This window comes from Hymenobacter sp. PAMC 26628, assembly GCF_001562275.1.
Lineage (GTDB): Bacteria > Bacteroidota > Bacteroidia > Cytophagales > Hymenobacteraceae > Hymenobacter.
Window position 1 is genome coordinate 2,725,490 of sequence record NZ_CP014304.1, and the last position, 12,611, is coordinate 2,738,100.

General features: G+C 61.6%; 9 protein-coding genes. 7 read left to right on the forward strand and 2 right to left on the reverse strand.

Translation table 11 applies throughout. From position 1 onward, the window contains the following. Positions 1-11: 11 nt before the first annotated feature. A complete protein-coding gene (locus AXW84_RS12025; protein ID WP_068233280.1) occupies positions 12-4,064 on the forward strand; it encodes a non-ribosomal peptide synthetase in 4,053 nt (1,350 codons plus the stop codon). 106 nt (positions 4,065-4,170) lie between these two features. Here AXW84_RS12025 and AXW84_RS12030 read toward each other — a convergent pair whose 3' ends face one another. Then, positions 4,171-5,100: an isoaspartyl peptidase/L-asparaginase family protein gene (locus AXW84_RS12030; RefSeq protein WP_068233282.1), complete on the reverse strand. Its 930-nt coding sequence runs from the start codon at positions 5,098-5,100 to the stop codon at positions 4,171-4,173. A gap of 149 nt (positions 5,101-5,249) precedes the next feature. Here AXW84_RS12030 and AXW84_RS12035 point away from each other — a divergent pair, with 149 nt between their 5' ends. Beyond that, positions 5,250-5,684, forward strand: a complete 435-nt coding sequence (locus tag AXW84_RS12035) for a DUF3127 domain-containing protein (protein WP_068233284.1) — start codon at positions 5,250-5,252, stop codon at positions 5,682-5,684. A gap of 138 nt (positions 5,685-5,822) precedes the next feature. Next, positions 5,823-6,455, forward strand: coding sequence for an AlbA family DNA-binding domain-containing protein (locus AXW84_RS12040; protein ID WP_068233285.1), 633 nt, complete (start codon positions 5,823-5,825; stop codon positions 6,453-6,455). Positions 6,456-6,852: 397 nt separating this feature from the next. Here AXW84_RS12040 and AXW84_RS25875 read toward each other — a convergent pair whose 3' ends face one another. Further along, on the reverse strand, positions 6,853-8,400 hold the full coding sequence (locus AXW84_RS25875; RefSeq protein WP_071891255.1) for an alpha/beta hydrolase-fold protein: 1,548 nt from the start codon (positions 8,398-8,400) through the stop codon (positions 6,853-6,855). A gap of 180 nt (positions 8,401-8,580) precedes the next feature. Between AXW84_RS25875 and AXW84_RS12050 the strand changes: the two genes are divergently transcribed. The 4 genes from AXW84_RS12050 to AXW84_RS12065 all read left to right on the forward strand — a co-directional run bounded on the left by AXW84_RS12050 (position 8,581) and on the right by AXW84_RS12065 (position 12,591). Continuing rightward, positions 8,581-9,285: an esterase family protein gene (locus AXW84_RS12050; RefSeq protein WP_068239324.1), complete on the forward strand. Its 705-nt coding sequence runs from the start codon at positions 8,581-8,583 to the stop codon at positions 9,283-9,285. 43 nt (positions 9,286-9,328) lie between these two features. Next, complete coding sequence (locus tag AXW84_RS12055; protein ID WP_068233290.1) at positions 9,329-10,471, forward strand: ATP-grasp domain-containing protein; 1,143 nt, start codon at positions 9,329-9,331, stop codon at positions 10,469-10,471. A gap of 90 nt (positions 10,472-10,561) precedes the next feature. After that, positions 10,562-11,659 carry a carboxylate-amine ligase gene (locus AXW84_RS12060; RefSeq protein WP_068239327.1) on the forward strand — a complete coding sequence of 366 codons (1,098 nt, stop codon included), beginning with the start codon at positions 10,562-10,564 and terminating at the stop codon, positions 11,657-11,659. Between the two features lie 98 nt (positions 11,660-11,757). After that, positions 11,758-12,591 (forward strand): type 1 glutamine amidotransferase, encoded by an 834-nt coding sequence (locus tag AXW84_RS12065; protein WP_068233293.1) that lies wholly within the window; start codon positions 11,758-11,760, stop codon positions 12,589-12,591. Positions 12,592-12,611 lie beyond the last annotated feature (20 nt).

Sequence of the window (12,611 nt, forward strand, 5' to 3'; positions counted from 1 at the left end):
CGCCCGCATTTATGGAAGTAATCGATACCAGCAACGTCCTTGATTTTGACCCCTTTGCCGGACCGGAAATCTTGCGGCTCGCGCCGCTGACCGAGCCCCAGGCCGAAATCTGGGCCGCGTGCTTGGTAGGTGGCGATGATGCCAACCGGGCCTACAACGAAGCGGTAGCCCTGCACCTGGCCGGGCCCTTGGACCGCGCAGCCCTGCAAAGTGCCCTGGATGCGCTGGTAGCGCAGCACGAAGCCCTGCGCACCACACTAAGCGCCGACGGCCGGCACCTCTGCATCCTGGCCCCCGAGCCGATGCCGCTCGCCTACCACGACCTCACCCCGTACGCGCCCGCCGAGCAGGGCCGGTGGATGGCCGCGCACGCGCGCCAGGAAGTGGAACACGTGTTCAACCTCACCGAGGGGCCCCTGCTGCGGGTAAGCCTGGCCGCACGCGCTGCCACCGACCACTGCCTCACGCTCACGGCGCACCATATCGTGTGCGACGGGTGGTCCATTGGCGTGATCCTCCAGGACTTGGGCCAGCTGTACTCGGCGTACGCCCAGCATCAGCTGCCGTTTTTGCCCGCCCCACCCGCTTTCAGCACCTACGCTGATGAGCAAGCTGCGTTCTACCACAGCGCGGAGTACTACCCCATTGAGCAGTTTTGGCTGGAGCAGTACCGGGGCCCCGTGCCGGTGCTCGACGTGCCCACGGATTTCCCCCGGCCCGCCACCCGCACTTACGCCAGCCGCCGCCAAGACTACCCACTACCGCCTCAGCTGCTGGGGGCCCTCAAAAAGATGGGCCAGCAGGCCGGGTGCAGCTTCGTGACCACGCTACTCGCTGGTTTTGAGGTATTACTGCACCAGCTCACCGGCCAAACCGACCTAGTGGTGGGGCTGCCAGCGGCGGGGCAAGCCCCCCTCGGCGCGGCCCGCCTTGTGGGCCACTGCGTGAACTTGCTGCCACTGCGCAGCCGTCCCACCGGCGAACTGCGGTTCGTGGATTACTTAAAACAGCGCAAAACGGCCCTTTTCGACGCCTACGACCATCAAAACCTGACGTTTGGCAGCCTGCTCAAAAAACTGCCGGTGGCCCGGGGCGGGGGCCGGCTACCGCTGGTGCCGGTAGTATTCAACATCGACCTGGGTTTGGACAACGCGGTGGCCTTCTACGGTCTCACCTACAAGCTCGCCAGCTTGCCGCGCGCCTACGAAAACTTCGAGCTGTTCGTCAACGCCAGCGGTTCGGAAACGGCAATGACTGTGGAATGGTCGTATAACGCGGCCTTGTTTGAGCCGGACACCATCGCCCAATTTATGGCCCGCTTCGAGCATTTGCTCAGTGAAATAGCCGAAAACCCGGGCGTCAAGCTCCAAGACCTGCGCGTGCCTCTGGCGCCGGCCTACGCTGCGCTGAACGCCACAGCTCAACCTTACCCCGCCACCCAAACCCTGCACCAACTGGTGGCCGCCCAGGCCCGGGCCACGCCCGCCAAAACCGCGGTGCAGTTTGGCAACGATGAAGTCTCTTACCAGCAGCTTGATAGCCAAGCCAACCGTTTTGCCCACTATCTACTGGCGCAGGGTGTGCGGTCGGGCGACGTCGTGGCGCTGGTGGCCGACCGCTCGCCTGCCCTGCTGGTGGCCCTGCTGGCCGTCGTGAAGTGCGGGGCCGCTTACCTGCCCCTCGACCCAGTGTACCCGCCGGACCGCATCACCTACATGCTGGCCGATTCGCAGACACGGGTACTCATCGCCTCGGCCCGTCTTCACCACGATTTCGGGGCCCCAGCACAGGTGCTTGTGTTAGAAGAAATCCTGGCTGCCATGGCCGATTGCCCCGATCAAGCCCCAGCGGTGCCCGTGGCGAGCGACCAGCTGGCCTACGTGCTGTACACGTCGGGCTCGACGGGCCAGCCCAAGGGCGTGCAAGTCACGCACCGCAACGTGGTTAATTTCCTGTGCAGCATGCAGCAGGCACCAGGCCTCAACGCGTCGGATAAACTATTAGCGGTCACTACTATATCGTTTGATATTGCCGGCCTGGAGCTCTTCCTACCGCTCGTTACCGGCGCCACGGTGGTGTTGGCGGGGGCCGCCGAGGCCCGCGACGGCCACCTCCTGCTGCAATTGCTCGAAACCGCTCACATCACCGCCATGCAGGCCACCCCGGCCACTTGGCAGATGCTGCTGGACGCTGGTTGGGCCCGCAAGTTGCCCCTCAAGGCTCTGTGCGGCGGCGAAGCCTTACCAGCCGAGTTGGCCCGCCAGCTGGTGCCCCGGTGCCAGTCGCTGTGGAATTTGTACGGCCCTACTGAAACAACCATTTGGTCGACGGTCAAACAGATTACTGCCCCGGCCGAATCCATCACCATCGGCCACCCCATTGCCAACACCCAGTTCTACGTCGTTGACGAAAACCTGCGCGCTGTGAAACCTGGGACGGTCGGCGAGCTCCTCATTGGAGGCGACGGAGTGACCAACGGCTACCTGCACAAGCGCGCGCTGACGCGGGAACGGTTCATTGCCAACCCGTTCGGGGCCACGCCCGGGGCCCTGCTCTACCGCACCGGCGACTTGGGCAAGCTCCTGCCCAACGGTGAGTTGCAGTGCCTGGGCCGGCTGGACCAACAGGTGAAGCTGCGGGGCTACCGCATCGAATTGGGCGAAATAGAGCACGCCCTGGCCACCATCGACGGCATCAAGGCCGCCGTGGTAGTGGCGGGGGCCCCCAACACCCCCCAGGCCCACCTGCACGCCCACGTCCTCGCCGACGACAACTGGCTACCCAGCGACTTGGACACTCGGCTCAACGCCTGGAAGAAGGTATTACACAAGCAATTGCCGGCTTACATGGTACCGGCCCGGTTTACCATCCAGCCCGCTTTCCCGCTCACTGCCAACGGCAAGATTGACCGCCTGGCCCTGGCGGGCCTGGCCGGCCCCGGCCCGGACACCCCCACAACTGGCACCAGCAACCCAGAAGCTACACCCGCCAAAATTGGTTACATCGGCCCGCGCACCGACGTCGAGAAAATGGTGGCCGCTATCTGGGCCCCACTGCTGGGCCTGGAAAAAGTAGGGGTTTACGACGACTTCTTTGACTTGGGCGGGCACTCATTGATTGCCGTGCAAGCCATGGCGCAACTGGCCCAGGAAACCGGTAAGCGCCTGCCCCTGGCGGCGCTGTTCGAGCACCCGACGGTGGAAAAAATTGCGTCGATGCTACAGCTGGACAGCAAGTTCATCACCTGGGATTCGTTGGTACCCATCAAGCCCGGCGGCAACAAAACTCCACTCTACATCGTACACGGAGCTGGATTAAACGTATTGATATTTAATGCCTTGGCTAAAAACATGGACCCTGAGCAGCCTGTTTACGGCTTGCAGGCGAAGGGGCTCAATGGCATCGACGAGCCTTTGGGTACAGTCGAGGAAATAGCCGCGCACTACGTGGCCGCCATCGTGGCCAATGACGCCGTGGGGCCCTATGCCCTGGCCGGTTATTCATTCGGAGGAATTATTGCCTACGAAATGGCCCGGCAGCTAACGGCAGCAGGGAAAAAAATCAAAGCGGTTATTGCCTTTGACACTTACGCCAGCGAGGAATATCATGCGAAAAGCAATTTGAAAAAGCGCTTACTTCGCATTAAATACAACGTTGGCATGGTGTTTCACAACGTTATTTTGTTAGGTAAAAACCCACGCGGTATTATTAAACACCGGCTTGTTACCGCTAAGTCAACCTTTGATAAATATTATCTCCGATTTCGCAACGATAAGGCAAGGCAGCACGAATTATTTTTCCAACAGCCGCTCAAGGTAGATGCCATGATCAACCAGGCAGCCCGCCGTTATGTTATTAAACCTCAAAATATAAAACTTGATTTATTAAGCGTAAAAGAGACATTTTATTATATGCACGACGCCCGCTACATGGGCTGGAAAAACCTTGCGTTAGGCGGCGTCAACATCAGTGAAATTCCCGGCGAGCATAATTTATTATTTGCCCCGCCACACGACGTTGAAATTGCGCATATTTTGCAAAACGTATTGAACAGCTACGACTAGCCAATTGCTTTAATTATCTGTAATCAATCATTTTTCTACACAATAAATCCCGCAAGGCAATTATGCCTTTGCGGGATTTATTATTTAATAATTGCGTGCTAAAGATTTAATAAATAGCCACCAATTCTTCACCCCGTTCGTTGCGGCTGGCGCGGTACATGCCCTCTGAATTAAAAGGCAAGGCTAAATTACCCAAGGCGTCAACGGCGATGAGGCCACCCTCGCCGCCGGCCGGGGCCAGCTTGTCGTGCACTACCACGCGGGTGGCTTCGGCCAAGGTCAGGCCCCGGTATTCCATCAGGCAGGCCACGTCGTGGGCGGCCACGGCCCGGATGAAGTACTCGCCGTGCCCAGTGCAGCTAATGGCACAACGGGCGTCGGCCCAGGTGCCCGCCCCAATCAGGGGCGTATCGCCGATGCGGGCGTAGCGCTTGTTGGTCATGCCGCCGGTGCTGGTGGCGGCGGCGAGGTGGCCACGGGCGTCGCAGGCCACGGCCCCCACAGTACCTTTTTTCCAATTGGGGTCGGTGGCGGGCGCAGCGGCGTGGTCGAGCTGCATGCGGCCGGCGGCGATGGCCTCCCGGAGCTGGTCGTAGCGCTGCTGGGTGAAGAAGTACGCGGGCGGCTGCACGGGCAGGCCGTGCTCCAAGGCCAGTTCATCGGCGCCAGGATAGGCCAGCAGCACGTGCTCGGTGGCTTCCATCACGAGGCGGGCGGCGCGGATGGGGTTTTGCACCTGGCGCACACCGGCCACAGCCCCAGCGCGACCGGTGCGGCCGCAGGCCAGGGCGGCGTCCATCTCGTGGTGGCCTTCGTGGGTGAATACGGCCCCGCGCCCGGCGTTGAAGAGCGGGCAGTCTTCGAGGCTGCGCACGGCGGCCTCGACGGCGTCGAGGGCGGGGCCCTCATTGGCCAGCACGGCGTAGCCGGTGGCCAGGGCCGCTTGCAGGGCGGCGCGGTACTGGGTTTCGGCGGCAGGCGTGAGGGCGGCGCGGGCAATGGTGCCGGCGCCGCCGTGGATGGCCAGGGCGAGCATAAGGAGGCTTTTATAAAATGAAAAGGCAGGCGGTGGCAAAGGTAGCGGGCCAACTGCGGGGGCCCAGCTCCAGCCAAAATCGGGCAAAACACGGATTTTTTTCGTAGGTTTGGTGTTCTAGTTTCAACCCTACCCAAAGACCAAGTTTTATGGCTTACGACGTAACCGGCCGCCTGATTGAGATTTTCGACGAGCAGCAAATCAGCGAGAAATTCCGCAAGCGCGAGTTTGTACTGGAAGTACAAGACGGCCAGTACCCCGAGCAAATCAAGTTCCAACTGGTGATGGACAAAACCAGCCTAGTGGATCAATTCAAAGTGGGCGACGAGGTGAAAATCGCCTTCAACCTGCGCGGCCGTGGCTACAACAAAAACGGCCAGATGATGTACTTCACCAACCTGGAAGCTTGGCGCATTGAGCCAGCCAGTGCCGCCCAAGGCGGTGGCGGGGCGGCCAACTATGGCGGCCAGCCCCAGCAGCAGGCTGCCCCGCGCCCCGCCGCTCAAAATCAAAACCCGACCTTGCGGGCCCAGCCTTCGGCGGCTCCCATCGCCAGCGACGACGACAACGACCTGCCCTTCTAGGCTGTTGGCTTGTGGCCGCTAGCTGTTGGCTTTTTGCCTGGCAGCGCGGGGCCCTGCCACTGATATTTTGCATTTTTACGTGCCGTTCCGGTTTTGCCGGGGCGGCACGTTTTGTTTTCGGTCCGCGTATAAGGCCGCATGAATTTAGCCGAAATGATTGCCCGCGGCGAGGGCGAAACGCTGGAATTTAAGCAGAAAACCACGCACGTACACCGCATTTCGCGCACGCTGGCTTCGCTGGCCAACACGCGCGGAGGCCACGTGCTGGTGGGCGTCGACGATGCGGGCCGGGTGGTGGGCGTGCGCGACGCGGAAGAGGAATTGTTTGTGCTGCGCGACGCCGCCACGCACCACGTGGAGCCGCCGCTGACGGACTTGCGCTTCCGCGAGGTAGAGGCCGACGGGCGCACGGTGCTGGTGGTGACAGTGCCCGAAAGCCTCAACAAGCCCCACCGTGCCCAGGTAGCCCCCGGCGATTGGCGCGGCTACGTGCGGGTACGCGACCAAAGCGTCCAAACCAGCCGCCTCACCGAGCAAGTGCTCGAGCGCCAGGCCCCTGCTGCCGAACCACTCTTCGAGCGCATTCCCCTAGACCGGCATGAGTTAGCGGCCATTGAGTACGCCAAAACCCACCCACGCCTCACGCTGCCGCAGTTTATGAAGCTGGTGAATTTCGGTAAGCGCCGCGCTTACCAAACGTTGATCAAGCTGGTGCTGCACGGTTACCTACGCTACCACGACAAGGAGAAGGAGCCCTACTACACCATCTGAACCACGGATTTATCGGGTTGGCTGGATTCATCGGATTTCGGGGACGATTCGTGCTGGACGGCTCTATTTAACAAAAAAAGCCCGCTTTAGCGGGCTTTTTTGCGTTGGCTAAGAAAGTATGCAGCAAAGCATTCGTCCTCAAAATTCGATGAATCCAGCCAATCCGATAAATCCGTGGTTCAGGATTAGTCCTGGCGCATGTCTTTTTGGCGCTTCTTCTCGTCTTTCTCCGCTTTTTTTTCCTTGGTGGTTTTAGCGGGCTCTTTCTTTTTCTCTTTGCGGGCGTCGGTGCTCTTGGCCATAGTTGAAAAGCAGGGTTAGGGGTGGAAGCGGGTGGAAAACGCGGCCGGGTGCCGCGTGTTGTGCGGGGCGAAGGTAAAAAATCTTCGGAATTTATTTACGGGTGCAGCACCGGCGCGTACCGCTCGCGGAATACGTGCAAGTGGTGGCGCTCGTGGCCGGGCAAGATGAACAGCAAGGCCCGCACCGTGACGGCCGCCCCGTTGGCGGTGCCGCGCTGGTCGAGCTGCGCGTCCGTTAAGCCCTCGAAAAGGGCCAGCGTAGCGGCGCGCACGGCGGCGTATTCAGCCAGCAAGTCGCTCGTCGAGCGGGCGTTGGCTTCGCCGGTATCGGCGTAGGCGTTTTCATCGAAGCCGGCCAGGGGCTGAGCGTCAGCGCGGGCAAAGCGCAGGGCCCGGTAGGCAAATACGCGCTCGGCGTCGGCTAGGTGCAGCAGCATCTGTTTGGGCGTCCACTTGCCGGGAGCGTAGGCGGTGAGGGCCTGGGCATCGGTGAGGGCCCCGAACGTAGCCTGTACCTCAGCAGTTTGGGCATGCAGAGTGGCCAGGGGGTCTTGGCCGGCGGGCACCAGGGCCACGTAGTTTTCGTAAAACGGGGCGAAATCGCCGGCTTCGGGGCGGGTGGTGCGCATGGGGGCGGCGGGGGTTGGTGCGAACAAAACGGGCGGGGGCCCTGCGGCGTGGTGGGCCGGCGGCACCAGGTTGATGCTGGCCGGCACCGCGGCTACGGCCGCTGATAAGGTCAGCGCGGGGGCCAGGTGCGGGTCGAGGTGCAGGCGTACTACGGGCAGCGGCAGCGGCAGCGCCGCCATCGCGGCGGGGGGCCCAAAGGCCCAGGCCAGGAAATCGGGCAGCACCCGGCCCCAGGTGTCGGGGTGGTGGTGCCCCCCCTCTACCTGCACGTAGCGCAGCTGCCGGGCCACGTCGAGGCCCTGGGTGCGCAGGGCCTCCACCAGGTCTAGGGAGTCTTCGATGGCGTCGATGACGCCGTTTTCGTTGCGGTCGTTGCGCTCATCGAGCGTGCCGGTTTGCAGCCAGAAGGCGTGGGCAGGATGCGCCGCCCGCGCCTGCACCTGCTGGTGCATAAGGCGGTCGGCGGGCGTGTAGCCGTCGCCCAGGGCCCGCTCGCGCCACCAAAACGAGCCCGAGAAGGCCCCCGCCCGCGCAAACGCCTCGGGGTGGTGCCACACGGCGTCGAAGGCCATCAGCCCACCGAGCGAAAACCCAGCAAACACGGCTTCGGCCGGGTCGTCGGTGGCACGGTGCTGGGCCTGGGCCCAGGGCAGCAGCTCGCGCAGCACAAAGGCGGTGTAGGCGTCGGCGCGGCCGCCGCGGCCGTTGTAGTCGGGCCGGCCGGCGATGCCGTACTCGTGCAGGCGCTGTTCGTTGGCGTGGGGGGCCACCACCACGAAGGGCCCCAGGGCCCCCTGCGCCCACAACGCGGCCAGGGTGGCGCGCAGGTGCAGGCGTTCCAGGTCCTGGCCGTCGTTGAGGTACAGCACGGGGTAGGGCACGGGGCAGGCCGCGTCGTGGCCGGGGGGCAGCAGCACGCTCACCGCCACCGGGCGGCCCAAAAACTTCGACGCCAGCACTTCTTCGCGCTGCCGCACGGCCAGCAACGCCGCGTCTGCATTCACCACAACCATGCAGCAAAGTAACGGCGGACCCGGCACTTGCCGTACAAACCCCGGCCAGGGACCGCGGCCCGGGGCCCCGGTCACCACATTATTTCCCTCTTTATTTCTACGGCCAATAATTTTCTTACTAGTTTGCCATACCGCACCGGCCGGCCCGCCCTTCCACCCTTCTTCCCCCGCCCCCTGATTTTGCACGAACAGCACCGCCGCTTTTATTCGCACCACCTGGGCCAGGACATCGACATGCTCGTGTTTGGCACTTGGGGTTACCCCGTGGTTATTTTCCCGACGTCGGGCGGCCGCCACTACGAAGCCCGCGACTTCAACCTCATCGAGGCCGCCCGCCCGCTGGTGGAAGCCGGCCGCGTGAAGCTGTACTGCATCGACAGCATCGACCGCTACTCGTGGTACGCCAAGCACTTAGAGCCCGCCGTGCGGGTGCAGAACCATATTTTTTACGACCTGTTCCTTTGCGAAGAGTTGGTGCCGCAGCTCCAGCAGGAGTGCCACGTGGACAAGATTGCGGTGGCCGGGTGCAGCTTTGGCGGCTACCATGCGCTCAACTTCGCCTTTCGGCACCCCGACCAGGTGGCGCACCTTTTCACGATGGGCGCGGCGTTTGACATCCGCCAGTTTCTCGGCGGCTACCACGACGAGAACGTGTACTACAACAACCCGCCCGAGTTCATGCCCGGGGCCCACAGCGAGCATTTCCAGTGGATGAACATCATCATGGGCACGGCCGAACACGATTTTTGTAAGGAATCCAACTACCAGATGGCCGCCTTGCTGGGCCAAAAAGGCATCCCGTACCGCCTCGACGTGAACCCCTACGGCGCCCACGACTGGCCAGTGTGGCGCGAAATGTTTCCGCAGTACCTGAACACGATTTAGCTTTAGCTCCTCCTCCTCTCAATACCATTAAACGCTTCTTCCCATGAAAAAAATTGGCATCCTTTTTGGCCAGGAAAACACGTTTCCGCAGGCCTTCATCGACCGCGTAAACGCCAAGGCCCCGGCCGACATCCGCGCCGAATTTGTGAAAATCGACGAGGTGGAGCAGCACGTGGCCCCCGACTACGCCGTCATCATCGACCGCATTTCGCAAGACGTACCGTTTTACCGCGCCTACCTCAAGAATGCGGCCCTGATGGGCACGGCGGTGATCAACAACCCGTTCTGGTGGTCGGCCGACGAGAAATTCTTCAACAACGCCTTGGCCGTGCGCTTGGGCGTGCCGGTGCCCAAAACCCTGCTGCTGCCCAGCAAGGAGCGCCCCAGCGACACGAGCGAAGGCTCGTTCCGCAACCTGAACATGATGGATTGGGAGAAGGCGTTTGCCCACATCGGCTTCCCGGCCTACATGAAGCCCCACTCGGGCGGCGGCTGGAAAAGCGTGTACAAGCTGCACTCGCCCGATGATTTTTTTCGGGCCTACGCCGAGACCGGCCAGTTGGTGATGCTGTTCCAGGAATCGGTGGACTTCACCGATTATTTCCGCTGCTACTGCATTGGCGGCACCGAGGTGCTCATTATGCCCTACGAGCCCCGCAACGAGCCGCACCTGCGCTACGCCACCGAGATGAAAACGACGGGCGAGGCCGGCGAGAAGCTGCTGGCCACCATGAAGGAGTACGTGCTGAAGCTAAACGAAGGCCTGGGCTACGACTTCAACACCGTGGAATTTGCCGTGCGCGACGGCATTCCGCTGGCCATCGACTTCGGCAACCCGGCCCCCGACGCCGACATCAACTCGGTGGGCGAGAAGAACTTCGAGTGGGTAGTGGAGGCCGCCGCCAACATGGCCATTGCCCGGGCCCAGGCCCAGAAGCCCGGCCAGGACAACCTCACCTGGGGCACCTTCGTGCACCCGCGCCGCGCCGGGGCCCCCACCACCTTCACGGTGGCCGATGCCCCTGCCCCCACGCCCAAAAAGCCGGCCGCCGCTAAGAATCCCGCGGCACCCAAAGCTGCGGCAACTCCCAAACCTGCGGCGGTTCCCAAAGCCGGTGCCCCCCCCAAACCGGCTGCGCCGAAGAAACCCGCCGCTAAAAAACCGGCACCTAAGAAAGCTGAATAGCCAGGCTGCCTGTAGGGCCCCGGCCGTGCTGGCGGGGGCCCCGTATTAGCACTTTCTTCCTCCCTCCTTTTTACTTAGTCCGCCATGCCGCTGCCCACGTTTACCCTCGGCATCGAGGAAGAATTCCAGACCATCGACCCCGACACGCGGGAGCTGCGCTCGCACATGTCCAAGATCGTGGAGAACGGCAAAATCACGCTCCTTGAGCAAGTGAAGGCCGAAATGCACGAATCCGTGGTGGAGGTCGGCACCAACATCTGCCAAAACATCCACGAGGCCCGCGCCGAGGTGCTGCACCTGCGCCGCCAGGTCATCGAGCTGGCCGGCAACGTGGGGCTGCGCATTGGCGCGGCGGGCACCCACCCGTTTTCGCGCTGGCAGGACCAGCCCATTACGCCCGACGCCCGCTACGACAAAATTGTGGAGGAATTGCAGGAGGCCGCCCGCTCCAACCTTGTGTTTGGAATGCACGTGCACGTGGGCATCGAAAACCGCGACATCGGCGTGTACATGATGAACGCGCTGCGCTACTTCCTGCCCCACTTATTCGCGCTGAGTACCAACTCGCCGTTTTGGGAAGGGCGCGAAACAGGCTACAAGTCATTCCGCACCAAGGTGTTCGAGCGGTTTCCGCGCACCGGTATTCCGAGCTATTTCACGAGCGCCAGCGACTACGACGAGTTCATCCAGCTGCTGATTAAAACCGGCTGCATCGACAACGGCAAAAAGATTTGGTGGGATTTGCGCCTGCACCCGTTCTTCGATACCATTGAGTACCGCATCTGCGACATGATGATGCGCCCCGACGAAACCATCGCCGTGGCCGCCATTATGCAGGCCCTGGTGGCGAAAATTTACAAGCTCAAGCGCCAAAACCTCAACTTCCGGCTCTACCGCAGCGCCCTGATTAAGGAGAACAAGTGGCGCGCTGCCCGCTACGGCATCGACGGCACCATGATTGACTTCGGCAAGCAGCAGGAAGTGCCCACCCGGGCCCTAATTCTGGAGCTGCTCGACTTTGTGGACGACGTGCTCGACGAATTAGGCAGCCGCCACGAGGTAGAATACGTATTGAAGATGCTGGAGATGGGCACTGGCGCCGACCGCCAGCTGGCCGTGTTCCGCGAAACCGGCGACTTAACCAAAGTTGTCGACTACATTCTGGCCGAAACCACCCACGGCTTGTAATTTTATTCTTTGCTAAACCAGAACGCCAGCCACTTGGTTGGCGTTTCTATTTGTTCCGCCTCGCGCGTTATTTTGATTGCCAAATTTTTTTTGTTTTTATGACTACCATTCGTTTAGCTATTCTAGATATGTACATGGGCATGGCCAACGAGGGCATGCGCTGTATTCGCCAGCTTATCCGACGCGCCGAGGCCGACCACGGAGTTCGTTTCGCCACCGAAACCTTCGACGTGCGCAGCCAAGGCTTAATACCTCGCCTCGCCGATTTTGACATTTTTATTTCTTCCGGGGGCCCCGGCAGCCCCCTGGATACCGATGAAGCGTGGGAACGCAATTATTTCCAATTCATTGACGAACTATTTGCCCACAACCAAACACCGGGGCCCCGCAAGCACCTGCTGCTGATTTGCCACTCGTTCCAGCTCGTGAGCCGCCACCTGGGGTTGGGCGAGCTGAGCCAGCGCAAATCCACCTCGTTTGGGGTAATGCCCGTGCACCTCACCGCCGCCGGCCACACCGACCCAGTGCTACACGCGTTGCCAGAGCCGTTTTTCGCCGTCGACTCGCGTGACTACCAGCTCACGCACCCCAACCTGGAACGGCTGGGGGCCCTAGGGGCCGAAATTCTGTGCCTCGAAAAAGAACGCCCCCACGTGGCGCTGGCCCGCGCCGTAATGGCCATTCGTTTTTCGCCCGAGGTGCTCGGCACCCAGTTCCATCCCGAAGCCGACGGCGAAGGCATGCTGCGCTACATGCTCACCGATGAGCGCAAGCAGCAGGTTATCACCGCTTACGGCGAAGACAAGTACGACGAGATGGTGCGCCTACTTGCTGATCCTACCACCATCGAGTTCACCGAGGGAATTGTAGTGCCTACGTTTTTGCGTTTGGCCGTAGCCCAACTCACCCCCGAGCTGGTCGTGGCGGATTAATTTATTTGCTGCTGATTAAT

Coding starts and splice junctions, on each gene's coding strand:
- AXW84_RS12040 (WP_068233285.1), top strand. CDS start 5,823: ATGAATTTAGCCGAAATGATTGCCCGCGGCGAGGGCGAAACGCTGGAA.
- AXW84_RS12030 (WP_068233282.1), bottom strand. CDS start 5,100: ATGCTCGCCCTGGCCATCCACGGCGGCGCCGGCACCATTGCCCGCGCC.
- AXW84_RS12065 (WP_068233293.1), top strand. CDS start 11,758: ATGACTACCATTCGTTTAGCTATTCTAGATATGTACATGGGCATGGCC.
- AXW84_RS12055 (WP_068233290.1), top strand. CDS start 9,329: ATGAAAAAAATTGGCATCCTTTTTGGCCAGGAAAACACGTTTCCGCAG.
- AXW84_RS25875 (WP_071891255.1), bottom strand. CDS start 8,400: ATGGTTGTGGTGAATGCAGACGCGGCGTTGCTGGCCGTGCGGCAGCGC.
- AXW84_RS12035 (WP_068233284.1), top strand. CDS start 5,250: ATGGCTTACGACGTAACCGGCCGCCTGATTGAGATTTTCGACGAGCAG.
- AXW84_RS12025 (WP_068233280.1), top strand. CDS start 12: ATGGAAGTAATCGATACCAGCAACGTCCTTGATTTTGACCCCTTTGCC.